This window comes from Paenibacillus sp. 05T425, assembly GCF_056396205.1.
The window spans coordinates 166,925-187,266 of record NZ_JBFTLA010000005.1 but is presented as its reverse complement, the minus strand read 5'-3'; the positions used below and the strand labels follow the sequence as shown (position 1 = coordinate 187,266).

The window sequence follows — 20,342 nt, the reverse complement described above, 5'->3', positions numbered from 1 at the left end:
TATTTACTCACCGATAAAATAACTTAGCTCTTTCACTCTCTCTGGACTCAATAAATCTCTTATGCTTTTATCCATATTGTCCCAAAACAACTGTTCTTCTTCATCGGTATATGTATCATTACCATCCCTGAAATACCCCACTGGAACATATCTGAATGTGCTGATCAAATCATAAATCTGCTCACCAGAGAACCATTTTTCATACTGTCTTGTATAATGCTTTTTGGAATTTTCATCGAGGTTCTCTAGCCCCTTCATCATAAATTTGTCATATTCCGATTGACTTAGAACGAACGAAAAATTCTCTCCTTCTAAACCATGTCTTGTATTGTAGTTAAAGTCATTCTTAATATGGAAGTCATACAACTGTCCCTTTGTTTCACCAGTCACATTACATCTATCCATCATATTACCTCCGATTCGATATTTTGTGTTTTAAGGTGTTTTCTACTTCTTCGAGTCTCGACATATACTCGTCATCTCCAAACATATCATACAGAACCTTATAGTCCTTCAGCATATCCAACAACTCGTCTGTCGTCTGAGCTGATTTAATATATACTCCGCAACTGTCCTCTTTCGGCCTAACTAGGTCATGTACAATCTGCCAGAGCTTTCCGTCTTTCTTTCGTACGGTGTACATAATTGACTCCTCATACACTCCCTTATGTATCTTTAGGTAAATATGATAACCCTCAATAGTAAACTCGTCATAATTGAAATTCTCGACCGTCACTACAGTTCCGATCTTATATGGTTTAAGGTTCACTGTCTTCACCACTCGGAAACTTTTTAGATACTCTCTTGTAGGCATCATTGGCAAGATACTTCAGACCATCAATAGCAGCGTTAGGCGATTTCATAAATGGCAGTGTAGTTGATAACTTTTCAAATCCAACAGGATCAAATTTATCAATGTAAGATGCTAATTTCTCACCATTAGCCTCAGCAGCAAAATAAATCAAAGCTAAAATCATCATGTCCTTTTCAATTTGCTTCATTGTCACACCCCTTTAAAGAGATCTTTTATTGGTTTAGTAGACCAATCAAATAGCTAAGCACCAACCATAAGAAGATAAAAAATAAGCAACCTACTTTGGTCTTAGGTGTTCCGTCTCTAAAAAAGTCTTTATAAACTTCAGACCACTTTTTCTTAATATTATCACAACTCCTCATGACAGACGTATCTAATGTTATTCCGACCTCGTTAGTTTAGGACGATTCATTTTAAATCGCTTAATCACGTCATCGATGCTAATCGGAGTGTAGTTAGTGTTCTCCACTGACACGCATTGGTACTTGGATTGGTCATAGCCCTCGATCTGACTATGCACATGCCCATGAATATTAAATTCGATTCCAGATGCGTTCAGAAGGCTCATATTCTCTTCTGAAATAGGTTCGTGAGTTAGAAGAGCGTTGAGGTATTGCAACATTCTATATGGCTTAAATCCTAGCTTAAGGAACTTTCCATTGGTAACACCTTTATCATGATTGCCACGTATCAAAATATTTCTGCCCTTGGTCAGCCGTTTAGCTATGTATTCCATTCTATCTGATTTACAGAAAAACATATCGCCTAACCAATATACAGTATCACCTTCTGACACTACTTTATTGTAATTTTCAATGATTACATTATCCATATGTTCTGTATCAACAAACGGCCTAGATTCATATGTAATCACATTTTTATGACCAAAATGCGGATCTGAAATGAACCAATCTTTACTCAATCTATTTCACCTCCTGAAAATTTAACCGCCAAACGAAACAATTATAGCCACCTGTTAATGTACGATAAGCATCCTGAAAGGTTGTCTTCAAGTCTAATGTTTCCTTCCTCAATTACTAGAAACACTTCCTCATGTTCATCTCTTCTATAGAGATCAAAAACATCTATGTGAATGCTACCATCATAGTTATAACTAAAAATTGATTCAAAAATTTCATTGTTACAGCTTTTAATAACATCAAGATCGTGTTGTGAAAACAATTGATTACCTCCCAATAAATCTGTTATTTTAATGGCTATTCTTTGAGACTAGCAGCAATAGCATCAAGTTCAATTTCCACTTTTTTCTCATCAGATAGAAGTTTATCAAGAGTTGTCTCCATTGCTTTCAGTTTTTGTTCCTCTTCTTTTCTCCCCATGAAGTCGAGTTTGCCCTTCAAGTCAGTAATCCAATCCATCACATTGTATCCACTGATACTATATTCATTGATCAACTCAAGATCCTTAGCAGCCATAGCATAAGAATTAATTTTAACTAGCATATTGATAAGCTGTTCTTTACTGAGAGTCTGAATGTTGGTTCTAATTCCGTCCAATTCAATTGAGCAATTCGTGACAGGGGAGAATTTCTGCGATTTTCCAAGCTTAAATTTCTTATCTTCAATTTGCTTTTTAAGATTTAAGATCTTCTGATCATTTGTATTTACCATTAGTATGTAACCCTCCGATATAATTTTCCGTTTTCTAAATATTCATTCTTATATACTGGACTGAATTCATTGAAAACCTGCTCTAGATTTCCGATACTACTCTTCTCATACTTGCCAAGTGCTCTATCGTAGTTTCCCTGAATATAATACTCCGCTGTTTCTGGGTCGTAATTTACTTTCATGGTAGAGGTCATATTCACTCTAATTTCAAAATAATTATTCCATTGATATTTACCCAATTCTTTCTTCGCAACAAAATCTTTAAATTCATCAATCGAGTAATTTATGTATTCATCTTTTGTTTTATCATAATGTGAATACTCTGTTCTTCGTTCTAAGCGATCAAATAAATCTGCGTAATTACCAACGCATTCATTTGAAATTGTATTAATAAACTTCTCCCCCAATGATTTAAGTGTAAGCAGATTTAATCGTTGAGTTCCACTATAATTGTCACTTGCTTCTCTTATAAAATAATAATGCTTACCCTTATTGACATTGTGAGAGATATATTCATAGCTCCTATCCCAATAGCTGCTCCCTCTACTTTTTTCTATACGCTCTGACCTAGTTCCGAGCAAATCAAATCTTCCCATGTAAATCCATTCTGTGTTGTCTTTTGATTTATAAGTCCCTCCCATTACTAAATCTTTGGATTTCACATATTTCTTTTCGTGTACAGTTTTGTTGAACTGTGACATTTCTACATAGTCAGGAGATTCCGTAGGAATGAGAATAAGATCCGAACCATCCCATCCATAAACAAACTCACCCTCAAGACCCTTACCTTTAATCGAGTTTGTATTCTCAAGTATATACAGCAGATTTGGAACTGTAATTTCGAATTCAAATCCTCGCGGATCATACACCCTTGTGTAAGTCTGTCTGTGATTCCAACCTGTCGAGTATCCTCCTGCTTTTTTATTGAGAACAAATCCTGATGTTGGCTCATTCGCGAAGTCATCTGGATCAATCTTCTTATCTCTCCAACTTTGCCAAGATGCTTCTTTACGAACTTTACCTTTTTCGTCAATATAAATTACGTATGCTAGTTTCTGTGTGTATGTATCGTTGCGGTTTTGATAGCCTACTTTAATTGTTTTAGGGATAAATATATTTGTTTTCATTGTACTGATCGCCTCTCCATATAAAAGTTATTGTACTACGAACTTATGATTGCCTTGTTCAACCTCAGATGTTGGAACGTAATCCTTAAAGCCATCCTCATATGTAACTTCAAAACAAAGATGTTCCTTCAGTCCTTCAGGTTCAACGTGAACTAGTCCAGTAATCAAAGGAATATCGAAATTTGGTMTACGATATGCATTGATGTTAACAGGCTCTAGAAACACATAATTAATCTTCATTCTTGTCGTCTCCTCATAAATGCATTATTTTATTTGTTAGTTACAACGTAGACTTCTTTGATGTTTGATTTTCCAATATCATAGTACTCTGTACCTTGTGTCCATAAATTTTTGCGCTTATTGTAGACCAATTCTCCACCATGATTATTAATATACACCCAATGATCAGTAGTAATCATTTCACCGTCTTTAGTTACTAGGATAATCGGAACACCTTTCGTCCACTTTTTACTTCCGTTGTGGATATTGGATGTCTTCGGATCTTCGTATTTGACCATTTCTTCAAGTTTATTAATCTTAATTAGTTCAAGCAGCACCGACACTCTCCCTTTATGGATTACTATTACCTGTAATATCTGCTCGTAATTGTTCATGTGCTTTTATAATCTCATAAGCAATATCAATATCAGGAGCTACCCATAATTGTTCCTCTAGTGATTCATCTATTTGTTTCAATCTAACTTCATTCTCTTGGTAATTAATCTCTACATCATTTATGTATTGGTGAATTGGACTTCCCTCACGAATTGTATCATATGAATTATATCTTCGATCCTTGTCAATGCCTTGGGTATAGTCCCTAATTTTAGATTCATGTTCTCTTCGTTTCTCTTCAAGTTCCTTGATTTGCGTATTAATTTTCCCGATATCTTCAATTACAATTGTGAGTCCAAAATGCTCGAAGGCTTTCGTTTCTTTAGCCTTAATAGCTCGTTCTTTTTCTTTTCTATAACCTTGAATAATGCTTGAAGACTTCTTATGAAAATTGGAGATTAATTTCTCAATCCTTTTAAAATCTAAACCCCTGTCATTTCTAATAATTGTCATTTTATATTTTCTCCTTTACCATCTAATTGAATAGTCGCCTTCACATTCCATCTCAGGTTTAATAACCTCTTCTACACGGTAATACTCATGATCCCAGATAACTATGTGTGTGTTTAGCGGCGGTTTAAAATCATCTGCTTTAATTTTTTCTATCGGTTCAAGCTTAAGAATCAGAATCTCCTCATTAACAGTGCTTACACTATCCCATGGTTCGTTTTCGGTATAATATTTAAGATGCTCCTCAACTTCATCATTATCATCACAGAGGTGAGTTTCATTTTGATAATTGTCGATAAGTAGATATTTCATTGTTTCTTGTCTTCTACTTTCATTATCTATTTTCTCTTGGCATTTGCTACAGGTACAATAGTTCCCGTATTCATAACTTCCGATCATCCATGACTCACGATACTTTAATGATTCAGACGAATCGCATGTTTTACATTTGGCCTCAATAGGAAGCTTTTTAATTTCCCCGTAACTCTTCCATGAATATTTAGTTTGGCACTCGCATTCTAAAGTTGTTTCCGAGTAAACCACGTTGCAATATGTACAATATTTCATTTTGCTTCCCATTCTCCTTCTCTTTCGATCTTTGTCATTCCACACGTCTTAAATGACGCATAATGCTCTCCAAACCATTCTGGCTGCAACATATCATATGTATAACTTCTACCCGTACAGGAGACGATTGTAGCTCCTTGAGCGAGTTTCATTATTGCTTTGTTGAGGTTCATAGCGTCTTGACCATTGCAGTAGGTGTTAGATCAAACTCAGCAATACCAAAATCGTGGCATATATGTATTGGCTTGATGTATTGCAGATATTCAGTTGCAAACGAACCACTAAATCCTTCTAAAAATACCTCGCTATAGTTGTGACCTTTCCTGACAAATTCATCAGATTTACAGACCCAGACCTTGCCGAAGTTTTTAGGAAAATCATGTTCCATGCATGTGTGCATGACTACATGATCGGCTTTTTTGAGCTCATAATAGTCCCTTCTTCTTTGCTTCATATGTCCTCCTTATCACCCAATGAAAATCATGTTTTATTTACTCTTGAGTACACCATCATCAAAGAATCTTGAGCAATCTTAAACTCATGATCTTCATTTCCATCAGTGTCCAAAATAGAAAGTACTATCACAACTTGATTCTCTTCATTTAAGATCTCCTTCACCTTTGCATATTCATTGGTGTAATCGTCACGCTCTAATAGTTCTCCAACTTCATAATTAAACTTGCTCATTATAATATCATCCTCCTCTTGAAATCATTGTTTTAATGCTTCGAGCAATCTATTCTTATCGTTGAAAAGTAGCCATTTATTTTCCACGACTTCTTTGGATAGAATTGAAATTGCTTCGTCATATTTTTCTTCTTTAATTAAATCGATGGTATATGACATTTCATTTAAGAGCCATCGTATCTGTAGGCGTAATACGCTAGGATCATTAGAAAAACTACTAGTAGGAACACTACTCATTTCACATCTCCTCTTGAAATCGCCGTTTCATTTGCTGTTTGATGCTGTTTCATTCAAGGGTCTCCAAACCTCATATTTCTTGACTTCAACAACTTTCTTAATTTGCCTTTTAAAATGTTCACCGCAATAACGACACTTACGACTATTCTTATTAATAATGTGATAGCGTTGATTATAGCTATTATCAAAATCATAATGATCTTTATCAAACATACAGCGGCCAATTTGAATATATGTATTAAAGAACCATTCGGTTATGTCAATCATGTGATTGGGATGAAACGTGCATAACGACCATCTTGTTGGATTATTTTTATCTAGGCTTTCACCAAGGAAATACCCACTCACCAACTGCCCACTTGGATCAATTATTATTTGGCGCTTAATGCCTAGTTCTCTATGAATGTTTTTATGATATTCGATATGGCTACCATCCCACCGACTCTTCGTATTAAACCATACTTTCACCTTACAAGTTCCTTTTTTATTGTTGTTTAGTTTTCTAAGCATATTGTATAACTTCTTATTATATTTTCCATTCTCATCTGAACCAACTGGCTTAATTTTTAACAATAACTTCTCAATATCTATTGCCATTCATCCTCTCTATCGTCATAATGACAACAATCTTTATTCAATAGTTTCATTTCTTCTAGCAAACGGGAATGAACCTGACCGATTCAGAAACCCTGACATACGTTTAAACTTCGCAGTAAGTATTTCAGTATAATCCTCTTTTGTTTCCTGATTGTAAACTTTAATAATATTTGAATTATTTATATTTATGTTTAATTCCTCGTCATTCCAATTAAAGGCTTTAATGTGACTAGGCCAGTACATTAGTATTGGCGATCCTTTTGCTCCTCGAACTGGTATATCATAACTAATAAAATATACACCTTCAACAATTTGACCATCTTCTTGTTGAATGTTAAATAATAACTCCATACATTCACACCACCTCATGAAAACTCTCTTTTATGTCCTTACTATCGGTTACTTGTCTGCAAATCGATATCTGGAATGATAGCTTCTGGCCTAAACACCATCCGATAATGGAATGGATCTACGCTAGCTGCATCAGTCTGCTCCACGAGAAAGCTAACATTGTCGCTTAATCCTAAATAGTGTTTCTTGTAAGAGTTCTCACCCACCTTACAGGTGACGCTCAATTTCTTTGGATCGTCGTTATTCCCTAATGAGCATAACCCCTCAACAGTAAGCAGATACTTGTCAGTGATTCCATTAAAAAAGACAATCCTGCGTTGTACTTCAAATGAATCGGCTGACTTTGAGAGATTATGTGACACCGTATCTGCTTCCGTTGTACATGCTGCCAATAGAATTACCATAATACCTAAAATTGTGCTTACGAGTTTCTTTTTCATTTTTTATCTCCTTTTTTGTTAATAATTATTTTTATCTTCTATTACTAATTCAAGATTATGCATCCCAGTTAGCTAACACGACATTAAAACCACATGACTGTAATAATTTTGTCGACCCTTCATGAGTCTTACCGTAAAACGTGTGAGTAGATAAATAATAGTCATCCTCATTGCTCTTGCTATGAATCCAACCACAATACTCCTCAATCTTTAGGTAATGAGTGTCTGATTTACACTCTTTTAGTTCCTCCCAGTTTTTTATTAACTGTGGCTCACTCATCTACTTCAGCTCCTTCGATTTTTGGTCAAATGTGAACCAATAAATCTAATATTTGATTGGCCTATATGCCAAGCTTCTGATATCGTTCATACTCTTCTTTGGTCAAGACAGGTGTATAATCTATGACATCTTTAAAGGTAATCTTCATATGCTTGTTTTGTTCAGGCACAAAAACTTTAAACTTCTGTGTTAGAGGATTAATTTTTGATTTGATTAAAGCATATGCCTTCTTATCATTACTTTGAATTTTAATATACTTGCCTAGTGCAAACTTACTTTTAAACTTATTGATTTTATAAGCATCCCAATCGAACTTACCGTTTTGATCGAGTTTCCCATGCGTCTTATACTCACTTGATTTGTTTAGATAATATCGATCATCTGTTGCACCCATTGCGGCGTACACAAAACCGAAGCATCCACAATTAACTGTGTAATCACATGTTTCAACTAAGTCGCATCCGCCGCAGCAACGATTATCGTTAAATACTGGACACTGGGGTTTATCAAACGGGATTTTTGATTCCTCATTTTTATATCGATTTCTTGTTTCTAGCCTATCGCAAATGTATTTGGGCTTATCATAATTGCCCTGTTTTATGTCATGATTAAGCAGAATATACTTCAATTTAGTAACAAGCTTTTGTTTGAGTTTGTTAAACATGTTTCCCTCCTTTAAATAACTATACAATTAAATTCTGACACGTACCTCTGCCATCCATCAGGAGGATCAATTACATAGCCCTTTTCTGGAGTATCCCAGTCTCCAACTTCTGAGATCTCGTATACTTCAAATTCATCTCCTAATTTGTCTTGATACCATGCAGCCCCATCAGTAATTCGAATCTTCATATCTCATCGACTCCCATGAAAGTGATATTTAATAACCTAACCCCAAGATTCATGATACTCTAAGACTCGTTTATCTACATTAACAGTCCTAACTTCAATATCAGAATAACCTACACCTTTTACACCATGCACTTTTATTAATGCATTAATTGCTGTTTGAGTAATGTTATACATTTCGGAATCATCTAATCCATTATCTACACTAAGTGATACCCCTAGTTCGATTGTTGAATGCTGTTTATCCTCTTCTTTAACACTATTAATAACCGTCATTTGCTCACTCCTTTTTCGACTAACGAACTCTTCCCAATGTTTTATAATGCAGATCAATCGCTTCTTCTACAAACCATAAACAATCAAATAATTTACTTTTATTTCGTTTGATATAATACTCTACAAATTTCAAATTTCCTCTGTGCTTTGAATCCTTCAGATTCAACATTCGTTTGTATTCAATCAATAGCTTTGATAGCATATCGGTCATAAATTTTTCACTAGGCATGATTTCACTTCCTTTGGAATTTAGTTTTTAAAGGCTCATTGAATTAACAATTACATCAACAAGATCAAACAATTCGCTTTGGGTGTCAACGTCTACAGAATTATCTGCGATCTCTTGTAATTTGTTTGCCATTGCTGCAAGAAACTCATTGTCCGCTTTCATTAACACAGCCTCCCTTCGAATTAGCATTAGAACCTACATTTATAGCCATGCACTCGCAGTAGTTTGAACATGTTGATTATATTTCCTCTTCAAATTTGAATCGATATATACCATTTTTTCGTTTTTATTTCTTTCCATTTTCATAATTTTGTTTTTATGTATTGTAAAATCTAAATCATAGTACCTGATGATTAATGTATCGCCGCCGTTTTGAATATCTATAACTTGGCCTAAAGTCACTGCTCTATGTATCTTAAATTCGATTTCACTATCGTTATTGCATTTTGAAGAACTTACTGGACAATGTTTCCTATAATGCGATATGACACATCTTCTTATTTTCATTTCACAATTCTCCTTTTTCATCTTTATTAGTTGAGTGCAAACCAAACTTATTAATGACAAGATTATGTAGATCAGACAAGCGATAGATAGGACACCTATACTACTCAACCCCCTTTTTAAAATTCCATATTTTACTTAGTAGGTCAATGATAATACAGAGCACATGATTTGGCAAGAACTATTTTTGCATAATTTATTTAGAACTTAACTTCACTACAAAAATTACCCGAAAACCAAGCAACTTATCTGCGTTTCATGATTTTCGGGTAAAAGTACATATAAAAAGTCAGTGTTTATAAGGGTTTTTCAGAGTGAAATTCCCGATAAAAGAGTAGTTTTATCGGATGGACGGTATTTAGGCCATACGGTGCTTAAATGAGTCTTTGTAAAGCTTCAGGAACGTCTCATAGCCATTATCAACAGGAGATTGCTTCAACTCTTTAGATAGCAGATTATGAGCGTCCCATAGAGCGTATACTTGTCGTGACTGACCAAACTTTTTACCTTGCTTCTTGAAATCGTCTACAGACTTATCTTTGTCGAGTGCAATCATAATTTTGATTTCGATACCTAAATCCTTAATCATCTTAACTTGATAGTCGCTTAAATCATCGCCACCGACTGCGACACAATTTGAAAATCCAAATTGAGTTGCCAGCCAACAGGATTTCTCACCTTCAAAAATAATAATTTCTTTCTTTTCATGAATATAATCAATGGCTCTGTGCCAATTGTATAATTCAATCATCTTATTAAAGTTATATAGATACAAAAATTTGTAAATGCCCTTATCTTTGTACAAAGGATCAGTAGTTCTTCCTTTAATTGAGATGATATCTCCAAACTGATTATGTATTGGATAGACCACTCTTTCGGATTGAATGTCATATCCCACTTGGAAATCAACTTGTGTTTGATATTCTAATCCTTCTTTTATGTATTGATAATAAGGATACATTACATATTGATTTAAAATGGAATCTGGAAGCATTTCATTCTGACTAAATTCACGTAATGTTTTTTTATTTCTTTTTTTCTTTAAATCCTTTAGCCATTGTAGTGGATCTGCTTTATTTGGTTCTCTGCTGCCGTTATATGCTAAAAATTCTGAAAAACCAAGAGTTTCACAGATCCATCTTTTAGCTTTTGGTAAGTTCTTAAGATGTAAAGATTCGTTATGTATATCAAAAACCAAAAAAGACACAAGCCCATATATGTCTAAATTACTGGATAATCCCATGTTCCTTACTCTGCTTGTTAAATTTTCATTGATATAAACTTGAACTGCTCTTTGGTTGTTCGAATCAAATTTATCTGGGAGTTGCGCTTCATACCTATTTGATCTAGGTTTAATCAACTGACAACCCATTGCATTCAGTAAATATTCTATTCGCTCTTCCTCTAGGATTTTCTTCTTGATATTCCATAGATCAGCACTCACTAGCCTCCTCTCCTTTTACTTGTTCAAACCGAGATTTTTAACCTTTGCATAACATACTTCTTTCCAAACGTTTAAGTCTGATATGACCTCAAATACAATCTGTTCCCCCTCGTCTCCCTCCCTATTTTTTGGTAAGAAGAGTATCAAGTATTTTTTTTCTGGGTCTAATACGTATTCCTTCTTTCCCCATTTACCGCTAAAAGCATCCTTTTCATAATTGTAGCAAAATACTTTATGCTTCCCATCAAATTCATCGTCATACATCAATCTACCAGCCATTACAACCGCAGCAACCTCGACAATTTCCATTGATTTACCAATACTATCCAAATCCAAGTAACGATATTCTTTACCAATTTTCATTTGCACGGTAGCAAGCGTTGCACAGTTGTAATTTTCATCTTTTATACAATCGTGCAAATCTTGAGCTGAGTTTGAGAATGCAAGCCAACGATCCGTTTGTTGAGTCAGATCTGGTTTGAAGGTGTCAAAATAAATATGCTTATAACCTAGCGGTCTATGTAGTTCGATATTACTAATTACATCTTCTATTCCATATTTTTTAAGGATGACTAACTTGATAAAATCTGGCTGGTTTTGTTTTAACCACTTAGCAGACTCAATAAGAATTGCCTTTTGTTCTGGAGTAAACTTGCCTCTGTTTACAGTGTCTCTCGCTATTGGCTTCTTAAGAATCCTCGACGCTACAGTAGCTAGTAAACGAGCCTGCCAACGCTTCTTTCCTTCCTCGTTCACGAATATTAATGCTTTTTCAAAATCCAATTCACTTTCTGGGTCAAGAGCTTTAACATTGTTTTCGAAGATAGAAAGCACAAACTTTTCAGTGACAATACTGCTTTTACCAACTCCTGATGATAAAACCAAATACATCAAATTCCCAAGTTTTTGACCATTAATTTTCTTGGTGAGTCTTGGAGAATCAAATAGCGGCAATCCAACCTCTTCACCTTGATCTAATTCCTCAACCATTTCTTCAATGTCTTCAGTAAGGTTATAGATAATTACATCACCTGAATTGATATGTGAGAATGATGTCTTGAACTTATGTTGGCAGAATGTTTGTAGTTGTTTCAGGTTCATATTTGCAAGTTTTTTAATAAATTCAGCACTATGAACATTTAACAAGTTTTCATCTTGCAATATTCTTAAGCTCTCATATTTCTGAATTTCACTAAAATGATAATCATCATTACTATTGTCTTTTGCACATTCATTCATTAAATCTTGAATTGTTGAAAACCCACCTGATTCATCATAATATTCAAAATATGATTTTTTATTTTGTTCTTTAGGTTTGGATGTCAAGTATGAATAAACTGATGTATCTTCAAAACTTCTTATGCTGTTATCGTACATCTCTTTACCTATATGATAATAAAAGTACCATATAGGCTTTGTAAATGTACTCTGCTCAATTTTATGCGATTTGTATTTTGAATAAAGATTAGGATTTTTCCAGAGGTTTCCTACAAACAAGCTTTCGTGAACTTCGGATGGTAATACAAACTCATCAATATATTTCGTACTAATATGACCACTCCTTTACAATAGATGTGAAATATCTCTACTGTCATTTTTTCTTTTTTGCTTAATTGGTTCTTCAATAGACATGTCTTTTGCAATTGTTTCCGACAAAGCTTTTGCTATCTCTTGTTCTTGCTTAATTTTAATCTGCCTATTCTTCCAAGCAGTGTTCAATCCATTTAACATCATCGAAATACACTTATTGATGTCGCTTGCATCTTTTCCATCATTTAGGACATCCTTAATGAACCACTTAATCTTATCTTCTTGTAATTTATATGCTTCCAACATCAAATCAAATTCAACACCAATTCGATAGCGTTGGAATTCTTTCTTTTCTTTAGTGTCAATTCCCTTTCGAAGATTCTTTAATCTAGTCACGTTCCAAGGAGGTAAAACGATCAATCCATGTAATTCTTTTATGTATTCATATAAATCTGACCACTTTTTATTTTCTTGTTTTTGATATTCCTGTTGTTCTATGTATTGTTGATGACAATCATTAATATGATAATATCTCATATTATCCACTTGAACCATTATGCTTCGAAAGTCCAACTGATTACATATTGGACATTTAACTTTCCTTTCTGCCATTTACTCACCTCACCTATATTGCTCCACAAATAAGTTCTTGTCTCCAATGTGACTAATTGTAAGATTGTCTTTGCTACGTGTCACACCAACATAAAATAATCTGGCCTCATCGATCAATTGACTTCTCTCATGTGGAAACTTCGTATTCTCAATACCTACAAGAAAGACATGTTTATACTCAAGTCCTTTACTTGCATGAATACTCATTAACTTAATGCAATTGCTCTTTGCTTTCTTCTTTGTGTTAAACACATATTTTAAAAACTTCTCAGGGCTTTCTGATTTAACGAATGACTTCAATGTATTGAGTGAAGCAAGCCTTTCGTTTCTATCGTCAGGGTTATTATATTTTTGTTCTATGTATTTTGTAACTTCAAAAACTTTAATTATGTTCGCAATTAGATCAACAGTGCTAATTCCTTTATCTTTTTGTAATCGAAGTTTTGTAAGGTATTCTCCGAATAATTCTGCATTCTTCCGCTGCCATTCAACACCATAACGTAAATCCAATAGGGATTCGTAATAAGATAAGTTGTTTAAACCAGCATGGCGTTTAATATCCTCTAACACCTTTCCACTGAAGAATCCAAGTGGATAGTTCCGCATTTTAAACACATCTAAGAAAGCTCCATCATCATGGGGGTTAATAATCAATTTTAGATAAGCGAGGATACCAGCAATTTCTTTTCGTTTAAAGAAACTTCCGTCACTTGTGATGTCGTAATCAATTCCACGTTTCATTAATTGATGTTCTATGTGCGTGGAATGGTCATTAAGACGATAAAGCACACAAATTTCGTTTGGATCTTCAAAGTTATTTATGAATGCTTCAATCTTATCAACTATTTTCTTACCTTCCGTTTCCCTATCCAAATGTCTGAAAATGTCAATCGAACCTTCTTCTTTACGATGAGGAATTGCATCTGAATAATGTTCATAGTGTCCATAATACTTTTTCATAAAGTTGTTCGCTTTTTGAACAATATTGCTGCAAGAGCGATAGTTTTTATCTAAATTAATTACAGTTGCATTATCCCAATCCTTATGAAAATTCATACAGTACTCTGGATTCCCACCTCGAAAGCTGTAGATGGCCTGTCGGTAATCGAAAACGCAAAACACATTGCCAGACTTAGTAAGTGCCTTAATCAATAGGTTATTTGCCAAGTTGGAATCCTGATGTTCATCTACCAATATAAAGTCATATGTATACTTTTGAGGATTGACCTGAAGCATCTCTAGGCATTCAATTAGATAATCATCAAAATCATGAAGTCCATTCGCCTTCTTGAATTCTTCATACATCTTGAAGTATCTGCGAAGTTCAAGTTCATCATAATTACTTTCTTTTGGTTCAAATTTATCTTTATAAGTATGTAGATAATTCTTTTGATAACTTATGAAGCCTCTTATGTCATCGATATCTAACTTGCCACTTTGGGAATCGCTTAGTGCCTTTTCAATCTGCCATTCTTGGATTAATTTATCTTGCTCAAAATACCTTCCTTCTCTAGCCAAAAGTCTCGCACAAATGCTATGAAATGTACCTGTGTTTACATTGTTATAACCCAAATTACTAAGTTTGTTCTTTAGTTCCTTTGAGGCATTGTTTGTAAAACTAATCGCTAGAATACATTCCTCAGAGACACAGTGTTTAGTGATTAAATTATCGATCCTGTTTACTAAAACCGTACTCTTTCCTGAGCCAGCTCCTGCGATTACTGCACATGCTCCTTCACGAAAATCAATAGCTGCTTGTTGCTGTGGATTAAACTTTACTGAAATCATTCTCACGTCCCTTCATTCTTAGCCCATTAAAATTTAAGTTCTATTGCCTTTTTAATTATTTACTAATATAGCTGTGTGAATAAAATTCTTTCTAAATACAGGATGCTCAAACTCTAGAGTTAAAGCATTGCCATTCTTATGAAATTCGACAATTTTACATTGTCTAGGTAAGCTCGGATATGGATCTTTACTTTTGTCTGATTCCAAATATTCAGCGTACTGATCAAAACTCTCATACGAAGTAATTACTCTCTGTTGAAAATTGCTTACATTTCCGACTTCATATTGCTTTTCATAAATACTAATCATCGCTTCTCACCTCATAAATGTATAATTCTATAGGCTCTCTTCGTACTTCTTTATCATCATCAATTTTGTTTCCTGTAAAGCCCAGATCACAACATCGATTGATTCAATCTTATCGAATGACATTCTCACTGGAATAAATTCTGGCTCTACTATCCTGTTAGGTTCGTAATCTACATGTGCTCCGATATCATTTTCATCTTCTCGTTGAAAGAAACATACTGCTCCGCACACTTCATGGTATTCAAGCAAGGCTGGAGACACATAGATATCTCCTGTCCCGAATTGCAATTGAACATTTCCCTTTTCATCTTTAATAATTGGCATAATTACCATCTCCTATTTTATATTTTCTCTCATTGAAAGACTTCTTTCATTACCCTATTAGTCTCTAATTAAATGATCTGCCACTCTGCTCTTTGGTAGCCTCATCAATGTAACAATGCCAAAATCGTTAAGCGCATTATCGCCAACTATCGCATCCTCTGGAATCCATACTTCAAATTTCATTCTAAAGTATCCTTTGTTTTTTCCTTTTGTTGATGGAGCATACGTTGATGCAGTTCCTGAGATTGGAGCTAGCACCAGAATACTATCTTGATGTTGTTCTGCAATTTGTTCGGCAACTTTTCCTACAGTTTCCTTGGTTACATCGAAAAGTACGTTTCTGGTCATTTAATAATCTCCTTTGTATTTTCATAATGAAAAGATTGTTTTAACGGAACTGCTTAACGTTCTTGATCCACTCTAAAACTCTCTCATGCTCTTTCCTCAGTGTTTCTAATTCATTAATTGTTCTACTAATAATAATATCTGGGTCATCTATACTTACAGGTACACTTAAAGTATAAGTACCATCAAGTAATTTACTTAGTGCTACTTTTGCCTTATCAATATCAACAGGTTCTTTGCATCTTTCTTTAAACTGTTCGTAAGTTTCCAATGTGACAAATATCTCCTTCTCTATCCAAAATCTTCGACATTATAATCTCGTTGAATTTCTAAATTTTCTTTTATTAAAAAAGAATCATAGCCAAACTCCTTGGCTTTTGCAGCCACCACATTAAGATCAGGAAGTTCATCACTTCCAAATTTCTTAATGTCAGCATGTTCACCCATTTCGACCACATTTTCAGCATTATATAGCTCAATATCAAACCATCTATATTCTTCTTCATGAAACGGTTTATTCATATGTATTCATCCCCTCATTATTTCTTGGGTAATCGCAGGATTCGACCAATGTCGAAAACTTTTAATGATACATGTCAATCGCCTCCTCATCTGAGTTTATTGTTCCAATACCCAATATACAAACTATTTCGGAATTGCATATTGGGCATTCAATCGCAGACTCAAAAGATTTATCTTCAAAGTAATTAAACCAATACATCCGTACTTGAATCGGCGTTGTCTTACAATTGCACCCACCAATGACATCTAATTGTGCTCCCATCGGTAAATCAGTAACATTGACTAACATTAAACCTTTCACTTCCCCATTCTAATCTTCCATATTGATCTGCAAATGCTTTTCCAGTCTAGCAGCAACCTCAGTTTTAATGTGACTAAAAACCATTACGTATTCATGTTGATAGCCCCTACATAAGTAACTAGTAGTAGCCCTATCTTTTTCGCGTTTCTCTTCAATCAACTTAATACCATTATTCCTCATGTTCTTCCTAATCAAACTTAATGCAGCTGAAACATTGTCTTGAGCTTTCCTAAATAGCGTGACATACAGCTCTTTCATCTTAAGTTCAGACTCGTTTATCAACTTAATGTCGTGTTCTAAAGTGCTTAAGATGTAAGGGAAAAGAATTGCTTCTTTAACAAGTAAAAGTTCATCTTCGGTGATTGGCTTAATGGTCATATTCGTCTCACGCTCACTATCTCCTTGAAGTCAATCCATTCATAGCCTTCCTCGAACTCCAACTTAAACTTTTTCTGAAATTGGTTAAATGCTGTTACAACACCGATAACATCTCTAGATGAAATTGAGCCAAATATTTCAACTTTTACAGCACTTTTTTGTGAGTATGATTCATTCAAATCAGTCAGAATCATATCCCACTCATCGGCATGTATTACTGGCTTTACCGTACTTTTTTGTTGTATTAAGTTTTGGTTAATAGATTCTTTGTGGGAAGGCAACATCATTCGAGATGATTCCCATAGTCCGTTTCCTGTTAGCTTCTTACTCATCAATTTACCTCCTCTGAATCAACCACGATGTGCTTCCATGTTCGTCCCTTTCTGATTTGATATACATAACTTACATCAAGATGAAACTTATCTGCAATTATTTTGACTGGTAAGTTATCACGCAAAAGAGTTTTTATAATTACTACATCCTCTTCCCTTAGTTTCGATCCATATCCAAGATGAGGTCGATTCTTATGTGCTTCACTCATATTTTTTTTAGCTTCTTCTGTGTGTTTTTTACCTTTTGAACTTTCAGAAAGCTTCTTTCTGGTTTCTTCTGAGACTTCACGTCCCTGTAATTTTGATCGAATCTTTTCCTTTACTTCTTCAGGACGTTTTCTGCCTCTCAATTTATCCGAGGTCTTTTTTATGCCTTCTGGAGTCGGCATTGCCCTTTTTAGGTTGTTTTTTGAAATCTCTAACATTTCTTCAGTAAAAATCCGAGCTTTTGCACTTTCACTTGACTTTTGTCTTGATTCATCAGGAATAGTTTTCTTTCTTGTCGCTTTTGATTTTACGTTGTACCCATCATCGCTACTGGATCTATAATAAGTGATCCAATACTGCTCTCTTTTATCGAGTTCATCTGTGTTATCGACTTCTTCTAATACCTCAAATTTAAAACTATCTAAGCCGTAAATATCCCAGTCCATTTGCAGTTTATCAGAATGATGCTTATTCTTTGTTAACTTATTTACATGGGTCATTAACCTTCTTTTCACATTTAAACTACTAACTACATAAATTTTCCCATTCAACCTATTTTCAATTAAATATACACCAACAATTTTCTCCAACGTGCCTCCTTAGTTATCATTTGTAATGCCCTCCTATCTTTGCTGCACGATCAATAGCTTGCCCTGCTGTGGTAATCGAACTGGCTCTCATTATCGCCAGAGAACCAAATCGATCTTCAATTTCATCCATAACTTTATCGATTGTTTTTTCTCTCTCGTTGTTCTCAGAAAATAGATTTAGCTGATATGAATCAGCATCAGACAGTGAAGAAAGTGAAACGTTAAGCCTTCTTACAGGTAGACCATCCCAATGAGTATGAAAAACTTTCTTTACCTCTTTAAAAACCTCTAACGTTGAATTTGTAGGATCAATCATTTTTTTCTGCCTACTAAAACCAGTTGGATTATCCCAGTCAGCACCAGAACAACCAACTGAAATGACTGAGGCTTGAACGCCCATTTTTCGTGCTCTTCTTGTTACTTCTGTTGTTAGGTCGAGCAACACTACCTCGATCTCCCATGCCTCTCTATAGTCCCTTGGGAGCGTCATACCATTTCCTATTACTTTCTGGTGACTATGAGTGCTCGGTGTCACTGGAGAGTCATCTATACCATTTGCTACCCTCCAGATGACCTGCCCATTAACTCCCCACTTTGCAAGACGTTTAGGTGGAGTTTTAGCCAAATCACCAATCGTTCGAATCCCCATCTTAATCAGATGTTTTTCCATCCTCGACCCAATGCCCCACATATCACGAATCGGATTGTTCCAAATATGTTGGTCAAGTTCATCCTTTTTCAAATAGAAAATTCCGTTCTCATTTTTCTTTGCAATCATGTCACAACACAATTTCGCGACTACCTTATTTTCACCCATACCAGCTCGTGCATATATGCCTGTTTCAGCCATAATCCGCTTCTGAATCAGAAGAGCCATTTCATGAATTGAATTACCGAAAAGGTGCAACGAACCTGAGCAATCAACGAACAATTCATCTATACTATACGGCTCAACTAGGTCACTATAAGACTCCAAAATCCGTGTAATCTGCATAGAAACATCAATATAATGTTGCATATGTGGTCGAACAATTGTTAGTTCAGGACACTTTTGCAGTGCTTGCCAAATAGCTTCAGCAGTAGTAACACCTTTTTTCTTGGCAAGAGGACAAGCTGCCAAAATTATACCAGAACGCCGTTCAGGATCTCCGGCAACAACTAATGGCTTATCCTTATATTCTGGATGCAAGGCCTTCTCACATGATGCGTAGAAACTTTGCATATCGATTAACATTATGGAGCGTTTAGCTTTCTGAGTCATTACTACTCCTCCATTTTACGAACGTTTGTTTGGTATTAGTATTCACCATTATACTACAAACATACGTTCGTTGTGCAAGAGGAAAATTTTATCGTACAGAAGTCTGATATGTATTACATATTTCAATATTTCATCTTATAAAATCATGTTTCCATATGTGTTAGAAATTCGATTCTCCAACCTTGATAAGATCCTCTCTAAATGCTGTATGTTTCATACTGCCCCTGCCTCCAACTCGTTTATTGAACTCCACTGTTACTTTATATTCATGATCATCGTCAATTCTTCCGTATCTACCAAGAAAATCTTCGGGAAGTGACTTTGAGCCAACCACCATTACAATATCTCCAATATGCATTTTTTATATTACTCTCCTTTCTTAAGGTAATGAAAGCTATGTTTTATCGCAGCTCTCTCTTCTGTAAGATAACCCTATACTCAGCACACCATCTATCCTCATTTTCAATCTCAATCTGAATCGGATAATATAGCAATCTTACTTCGCCCATCCGATCTGGATAATGTTCAAACTCCTTCTCAACAAACACCGAATGCTTAATCTTCATTTCATCTTCAAATTCTAGAATTGTTTTCTCATCAATCACCATGTCAAATTCAGTTTTTACTTTTTCAATTCTTTTTGAAATGTGTTCCTTAGCATCATCCAATTGTTCAAATAGCACATGATTCTGTCCAGACTCATAACCGAATTCTTCTTCGTAAACCTCATAAACAAATTTCATGT

General features: G+C 34.9%; 37 protein-coding genes. All 37 read right to left on the bottom strand.

The genetic code is table 11. The features are described 5' to 3' along the window. Positions 1-3: 3 nt before the first annotated feature. The 37 genes from AC1DF0_RS12700 to AC1DF0_RS12520 all read right to left on the bottom strand — a co-directional run bounded on the left by AC1DF0_RS12700 (position 4) and on the right by AC1DF0_RS12520 (position 20,340). Positions 4-408, bottom strand: a complete 405-nt coding sequence (locus tag AC1DF0_RS12700) for a hypothetical protein (protein ID WP_477574235.1) — start codon at positions 406-408, stop codon at positions 4-6. 350 nt (positions 409-758) lie between these two features. Further along, a complete protein-coding gene (locus tag AC1DF0_RS12695; protein WP_477574234.1) occupies positions 759-1,001 on the bottom strand; it encodes a hypothetical protein in 243 nt (80 codons plus the stop codon). A gap of 192 nt (positions 1,002-1,193) precedes the next feature. Then, entirely contained in the window at positions 1,194-1,736 is a 543-nt protein-coding gene (locus AC1DF0_RS12690) for a metallophosphoesterase (protein ID WP_477574233.1), read from the bottom strand. A 295-nt stretch (positions 1,737-2,031) separates the two neighbouring features. Further along, positions 2,032-2,445 (bottom strand): hypothetical protein, encoded by a 414-nt coding sequence (locus AC1DF0_RS12685; RefSeq protein WP_477574232.1) that lies wholly within the window; start codon positions 2,443-2,445, stop codon positions 2,032-2,034. Further along, positions 2,445-3,572 carry a hypothetical protein gene (locus AC1DF0_RS12680; RefSeq protein WP_477574231.1) on the bottom strand — a complete coding sequence of 376 codons (1,128 nt, stop codon included), beginning with the start codon at positions 3,570-3,572 and terminating at the stop codon, positions 2,445-2,447. The genes AC1DF0_RS12685 and AC1DF0_RS12680 overlap by 1 nt, the downstream gene beginning before the upstream one ends. A gap of 27 nt (positions 3,573-3,599) precedes the next feature. Next, positions 3,600-3,812: a hypothetical protein gene (locus tag AC1DF0_RS12675; RefSeq protein WP_477574230.1), complete on the bottom strand. Its 213-nt coding sequence runs from the start codon at positions 3,810-3,812 to the stop codon at positions 3,600-3,602. Positions 3,813-3,841: 29 nt separating this feature from the next. Beyond that, the gene (locus AC1DF0_RS12670) at positions 3,842-4,129 is read right to left on the bottom strand and encodes a hypothetical protein (protein WP_477574229.1); all 288 of its coding nucleotides are present in this window, start codon (positions 4,127-4,129) and stop codon (positions 3,842-3,844) included. A 13-nt stretch (positions 4,130-4,142) separates the two neighbouring features. Next, positions 4,143-4,640 carry a hypothetical protein gene (locus tag AC1DF0_RS12665; RefSeq protein ID WP_477574228.1) on the bottom strand — a complete coding sequence of 166 codons (498 nt, stop codon included), beginning with the start codon at positions 4,638-4,640 and terminating at the stop codon, positions 4,143-4,145. Between the two features lie 15 nt (positions 4,641-4,655). Continuing rightward, positions 4,656-5,216 (bottom strand): hypothetical protein, encoded by a 561-nt coding sequence (locus AC1DF0_RS12660; RefSeq protein ID WP_477574227.1) that lies wholly within the window; start codon positions 5,214-5,216, stop codon positions 4,656-4,658. A gap of 157 nt (positions 5,217-5,373) precedes the next feature. After that, on the bottom strand, positions 5,374-5,658 hold the full coding sequence (locus tag AC1DF0_RS12655) for a hypothetical protein (RefSeq protein ID WP_477574226.1): 285 nt from the start codon (positions 5,656-5,658) through the stop codon (positions 5,374-5,376). Positions 5,659-5,684: 26 nt separating this feature from the next. Further along, positions 5,685-5,891, bottom strand: a complete 207-nt coding sequence (locus AC1DF0_RS12650; RefSeq protein WP_477574225.1) for a hypothetical protein — start codon at positions 5,889-5,891, stop codon at positions 5,685-5,687. A 24-nt stretch (positions 5,892-5,915) separates the two neighbouring features. After that, entirely contained in the window at positions 5,916-6,128 is a 213-nt protein-coding gene (locus AC1DF0_RS12645) for a hypothetical protein (RefSeq protein ID WP_477574224.1), read from the bottom strand. A 27-nt stretch (positions 6,129-6,155) separates the two neighbouring features. Next, positions 6,156-6,725: a hypothetical protein gene (locus AC1DF0_RS12640; RefSeq protein WP_477574223.1), complete on the bottom strand. Its 570-nt coding sequence runs from the start codon at positions 6,723-6,725 to the stop codon at positions 6,156-6,158. 33 nt (positions 6,726-6,758) lie between these two features. Beyond that, positions 6,759-7,076, bottom strand: coding sequence for a hypothetical protein (locus AC1DF0_RS12635; protein WP_477574222.1), 318 nt, complete (start codon positions 7,074-7,076; stop codon positions 6,759-6,761). Between the two features lie 41 nt (positions 7,077-7,117). After that, on the bottom strand, positions 7,118-7,516 hold the full coding sequence (locus AC1DF0_RS12630; RefSeq protein WP_477574221.1) for a beta-sandwich lipoprotein: 399 nt from the start codon (positions 7,514-7,516) through the stop codon (positions 7,118-7,120). Positions 7,517-7,571: 55 nt separating this feature from the next. Beyond that, positions 7,572-7,796 carry a hypothetical protein gene (locus AC1DF0_RS12625; protein ID WP_477574220.1) on the bottom strand — a complete coding sequence of 75 codons (225 nt, stop codon included), beginning with the start codon at positions 7,794-7,796 and terminating at the stop codon, positions 7,572-7,574. 61 nt (positions 7,797-7,857) lie between these two features. Continuing rightward, entirely contained in the window at positions 7,858-8,460 is a 603-nt protein-coding gene (locus AC1DF0_RS12620) for a hypothetical protein (protein ID WP_477574219.1), read from the bottom strand. A gap of 11 nt (positions 8,461-8,471) precedes the next feature. Further along, entirely contained in the window at positions 8,472-8,648 is a 177-nt protein-coding gene (locus AC1DF0_RS12615) for a hypothetical protein (RefSeq protein WP_477574218.1), read from the bottom strand. A gap of 36 nt (positions 8,649-8,684) precedes the next feature. Next, positions 8,685-8,921 (bottom strand): hypothetical protein, encoded by a 237-nt coding sequence (locus AC1DF0_RS12610; RefSeq protein ID WP_477574217.1) that lies wholly within the window; start codon positions 8,919-8,921, stop codon positions 8,685-8,687. A gap of 19 nt (positions 8,922-8,940) precedes the next feature. Beyond that, positions 8,941-9,150 (bottom strand): hypothetical protein, encoded by a 210-nt coding sequence (locus tag AC1DF0_RS12605; RefSeq protein ID WP_477574216.1) that lies wholly within the window; start codon positions 9,148-9,150, stop codon positions 8,941-8,943. 27 nt (positions 9,151-9,177) lie between these two features. Continuing rightward, complete coding sequence (locus AC1DF0_RS12600; protein WP_477574215.1) at positions 9,178-9,312, bottom strand: hypothetical protein; 135 nt, start codon at positions 9,310-9,312, stop codon at positions 9,178-9,180. A 39-nt stretch (positions 9,313-9,351) separates the two neighbouring features. Continuing rightward, positions 9,352-9,657 (bottom strand): hypothetical protein, encoded by a 306-nt coding sequence (locus tag AC1DF0_RS12595; protein ID WP_477574214.1) that lies wholly within the window; start codon positions 9,655-9,657, stop codon positions 9,352-9,354. Positions 9,658-10,012: 355 nt separating this feature from the next. Continuing rightward, positions 10,013-11,098 carry a DNA primase gene (locus AC1DF0_RS12590; RefSeq protein ID WP_477574213.1) on the bottom strand — a complete coding sequence of 362 codons (1,086 nt, stop codon included), beginning with the start codon at positions 11,096-11,098 and terminating at the stop codon, positions 10,013-10,015. Between the two features lie 15 nt (positions 11,099-11,113). Then, complete coding sequence (locus AC1DF0_RS12585) at positions 11,114-12,595, bottom strand: replication protein (protein WP_477574212.1); 1,482 nt, start codon at positions 12,593-12,595, stop codon at positions 11,114-11,116. A gap of 66 nt (positions 12,596-12,661) precedes the next feature. Further along, complete coding sequence (locus tag AC1DF0_RS12580; RefSeq protein WP_477574211.1) at positions 12,662-13,240, bottom strand: hypothetical protein; 579 nt, start codon at positions 13,238-13,240, stop codon at positions 12,662-12,664. Between the two features lie 9 nt (positions 13,241-13,249). Further along, positions 13,250-15,028: an ATP-dependent helicase gene (locus AC1DF0_RS12575; protein WP_477574210.1), complete on the bottom strand. Its 1,779-nt coding sequence runs from the start codon at positions 15,026-15,028 to the stop codon at positions 13,250-13,252. Positions 15,029-15,079: 51 nt separating this feature from the next. Further along, positions 15,080-15,337 carry a hypothetical protein gene (locus AC1DF0_RS12570; RefSeq protein WP_477574209.1) on the bottom strand — a complete coding sequence of 86 codons (258 nt, stop codon included), beginning with the start codon at positions 15,335-15,337 and terminating at the stop codon, positions 15,080-15,082. A 27-nt stretch (positions 15,338-15,364) separates the two neighbouring features. Next, positions 15,365-15,661 carry a hypothetical protein gene (locus tag AC1DF0_RS12565; RefSeq protein WP_477574208.1) on the bottom strand — a complete coding sequence of 99 codons (297 nt, stop codon included), beginning with the start codon at positions 15,659-15,661 and terminating at the stop codon, positions 15,365-15,367. Positions 15,662-15,718: 57 nt separating this feature from the next. Continuing rightward, positions 15,719-16,009 carry a hypothetical protein gene (locus tag AC1DF0_RS12560; RefSeq protein WP_477574207.1) on the bottom strand — a complete coding sequence of 97 codons (291 nt, stop codon included), beginning with the start codon at positions 16,007-16,009 and terminating at the stop codon, positions 15,719-15,721. Positions 16,010-16,049: 40 nt separating this feature from the next. Continuing rightward, positions 16,050-16,277, bottom strand: coding sequence for a hypothetical protein (locus tag AC1DF0_RS12555; protein WP_477574206.1), 228 nt, complete (start codon positions 16,275-16,277; stop codon positions 16,050-16,052). A 20-nt stretch (positions 16,278-16,297) separates the two neighbouring features. Further along, positions 16,298-16,528: a hypothetical protein gene (locus AC1DF0_RS12550; protein WP_477574205.1), complete on the bottom strand. Its 231-nt coding sequence runs from the start codon at positions 16,526-16,528 to the stop codon at positions 16,298-16,300. A 310-nt stretch (positions 16,529-16,838) separates the two neighbouring features. Further along, a complete protein-coding gene (locus AC1DF0_RS12545) occupies positions 16,839-17,207 on the bottom strand; it encodes a YhjD family protein (RefSeq protein WP_477574204.1) in 369 nt (122 codons plus the stop codon). Beyond that, a complete protein-coding gene (locus tag AC1DF0_RS12540; protein ID WP_477574203.1) occupies positions 17,204-17,539 on the bottom strand; it encodes a YolD-like family protein in 336 nt (111 codons plus the stop codon). Before AC1DF0_RS12540 ends, AC1DF0_RS12545 begins: the two co-directional genes overlap by 4 nt. After that, complete coding sequence (locus AC1DF0_RS12535) at positions 17,539-18,336, bottom strand: GIY-YIG nuclease family protein (RefSeq protein ID WP_477574202.1); 798 nt, start codon at positions 18,334-18,336, stop codon at positions 17,539-17,541. Before AC1DF0_RS12535 ends, AC1DF0_RS12540 begins: the two co-directional genes overlap by 1 nt. A gap of 16 nt (positions 18,337-18,352) precedes the next feature. After that, complete coding sequence (locus AC1DF0_RS12530) at positions 18,353-19,597, bottom strand: DNA polymerase IV (RefSeq protein WP_477574201.1); 1,245 nt, start codon at positions 19,595-19,597, stop codon at positions 18,353-18,355. Between the two features lie 160 nt (positions 19,598-19,757). Then, the gene (locus AC1DF0_RS12525) at positions 19,758-19,955 is read right to left on the bottom strand and encodes a hypothetical protein (RefSeq protein WP_477574200.1); all 198 of its coding nucleotides are present in this window, start codon (positions 19,953-19,955) and stop codon (positions 19,758-19,760) included. Between the two features lie 43 nt (positions 19,956-19,998). Continuing rightward, a complete protein-coding gene (locus tag AC1DF0_RS12520) occupies positions 19,999-20,340 on the bottom strand; it encodes a hypothetical protein (protein ID WP_477574199.1) in 342 nt (113 codons plus the stop codon). Positions 20,341-20,342: the final 2 nt, after the last annotated feature.

Excerpts from the sequence above, each read along its gene's own strand:
- AC1DF0_RS12580 (WP_477574211.1), bottom strand. The coding sequence starts at position 13,240 with ATGGCAGAAAGGAAAGTTAAATGTCCAATATGTAATCAGTTGGACTTT.
- AC1DF0_RS12620 (WP_477574219.1), bottom strand. The coding sequence starts at position 8,460 with ATGTTTAACAAACTCAAACAAAAGCTTGTTACTAAATTGAAGTATATT.
- AC1DF0_RS12610 (WP_477574217.1), bottom strand. The coding sequence starts at position 8,921 with ATGACGGTTATTAATAGTGTTAAAGAAGAGGATAAACAGCATTCAACA.
- AC1DF0_RS12615 (WP_477574218.1), bottom strand. The coding sequence starts at position 8,648 with ATGAAGATTCGAATTACTGATGGGGCTGCATGGTATCAAGACAAATTA.
- AC1DF0_RS12570 (WP_477574209.1), bottom strand. The coding sequence starts at position 15,337 with ATGATTAGTATTTATGAAAAGCAATATGAAGTCGGAAATGTAAGCAAT.
- AC1DF0_RS12640 (WP_477574223.1), bottom strand. The coding sequence starts at position 6,725 with ATGGCAATAGATATTGAGAAGTTATTGTTAAAAATTAAGCCAGTTGGT.
- AC1DF0_RS12605 (WP_477574216.1), bottom strand. The coding sequence starts at position 9,150 with ATGCCTAGTGAAAAATTTATGACCGATATGCTATCAAAGCTATTGATT.
- AC1DF0_RS12630 (WP_477574221.1), bottom strand. The coding sequence starts at position 7,516 with ATGAAAAAGAAACTCGTAAGCACAATTTTAGGTATTATGGTAATTCTA.
- AC1DF0_RS12545 (WP_477574204.1), bottom strand. The coding sequence starts at position 17,207 with ATGACCATTAAGCCAATCACCGAAGATGAACTTTTACTTGTTAAAGAA.
- AC1DF0_RS12680 (WP_477574231.1), bottom strand. The coding sequence starts at position 3,572 with ATGAAAACAAATATATTTATCCCTAAAACAATTAAAGTAGGCTATCAA.
- AC1DF0_RS12560 (WP_477574207.1), bottom strand. The coding sequence starts at position 16,009 with ATGACCAGAAACGTACTTTTCGATGTAACCAAGGAAACTGTAGGAAAA.
- AC1DF0_RS12700 (WP_477574235.1), bottom strand. The coding sequence starts at position 408 with ATGATGGATAGATGTAATGTGACTGGTGAAACAAAGGGACAGTTGTAT.
- AC1DF0_RS12575 (WP_477574210.1), bottom strand. The coding sequence starts at position 15,028 with ATGATTTCAGTAAAGTTTAATCCACAGCAACAAGCAGCTATTGATTTT.
- AC1DF0_RS12660 (WP_477574227.1), bottom strand. The coding sequence starts at position 5,216 with ATGGGAAGCAAAATGAAATATTGTACATATTGCAACGTGGTTTACTCG.
- AC1DF0_RS12565 (WP_477574208.1), bottom strand. The coding sequence starts at position 15,661 with ATGCCAATTATTAAAGATGAAAAGGGAAATGTTCAATTGCAATTCGGG.
- AC1DF0_RS12685 (WP_477574232.1), bottom strand. The coding sequence starts at position 2,445 with ATGGTAAATACAAATGATCAGAAGATCTTAAATCTTAAAAAGCAAATT.
- AC1DF0_RS12540 (WP_477574203.1), bottom strand. The coding sequence starts at position 17,539 with ATGAGTAAGAAGCTAACAGGAAACGGACTATGGGAATCATCTCGAATG.
- AC1DF0_RS12645 (WP_477574224.1), bottom strand. The coding sequence starts at position 6,128 with ATGAGTAGTGTTCCTACTAGTAGTTTTTCTAATGATCCTAGCGTATTA.
- AC1DF0_RS12655 (WP_477574226.1), bottom strand. The coding sequence starts at position 5,658 with ATGAAGCAAAGAAGAAGGGACTATTATGAGCTCAAAAAAGCCGATCAT.
- AC1DF0_RS12625 (WP_477574220.1), bottom strand. The coding sequence starts at position 7,796 with ATGAGTGAGCCACAGTTAATAAAAAACTGGGAGGAACTAAAAGAGTGT.
- AC1DF0_RS12530 (WP_477574201.1), bottom strand. The coding sequence starts at position 19,597 with ATGACTCAGAAAGCTAAACGCTCCATAATGTTAATCGATATGCAAAGT.
- AC1DF0_RS12520 (WP_477574199.1), bottom strand. The coding sequence starts at position 20,340 with ATGAAATTTGTTTATGAGGTTTACGAAGAAGAATTCGGTTATGAGTCT.
- AC1DF0_RS12550 (WP_477574205.1), bottom strand. The coding sequence starts at position 16,528 with ATGAATAAACCGTTTCATGAAGAAGAATATAGATGGTTTGATATTGAG.
- AC1DF0_RS12695 (WP_477574234.1), bottom strand. The coding sequence starts at position 1,001 with ATGAAGCAAATTGAAAAGGACATGATGATTTTAGCTTTGATTTATTTT.
- AC1DF0_RS12525 (WP_477574200.1), bottom strand. The coding sequence starts at position 19,955 with ATGCATATTGGAGATATTGTAATGGTGGTTGGCTCAAAGTCACTTCCC.
- AC1DF0_RS12635 (WP_477574222.1), bottom strand. The coding sequence starts at position 7,076 with ATGGAGTTATTATTTAACATTCAACAAGAAGATGGTCAAATTGTTGAA.
- AC1DF0_RS12600 (WP_477574215.1), bottom strand. The coding sequence starts at position 9,312 with ATGAAAGCGGACAATGAGTTTCTTGCAGCAATGGCAAACAAATTACAA.
- AC1DF0_RS12595 (WP_477574214.1), bottom strand. The coding sequence starts at position 9,657 with ATGAAAATAAGAAGATGTGTCATATCGCATTATAGGAAACATTGTCCA.
- AC1DF0_RS12665 (WP_477574228.1), bottom strand. The coding sequence starts at position 4,640 with ATGACAATTATTAGAAATGACAGGGGTTTAGATTTTAAAAGGATTGAG.
- AC1DF0_RS12650 (WP_477574225.1), bottom strand. The coding sequence starts at position 5,891 with ATGAGCAAGTTTAATTATGAAGTTGGAGAACTATTAGAGCGTGACGAT.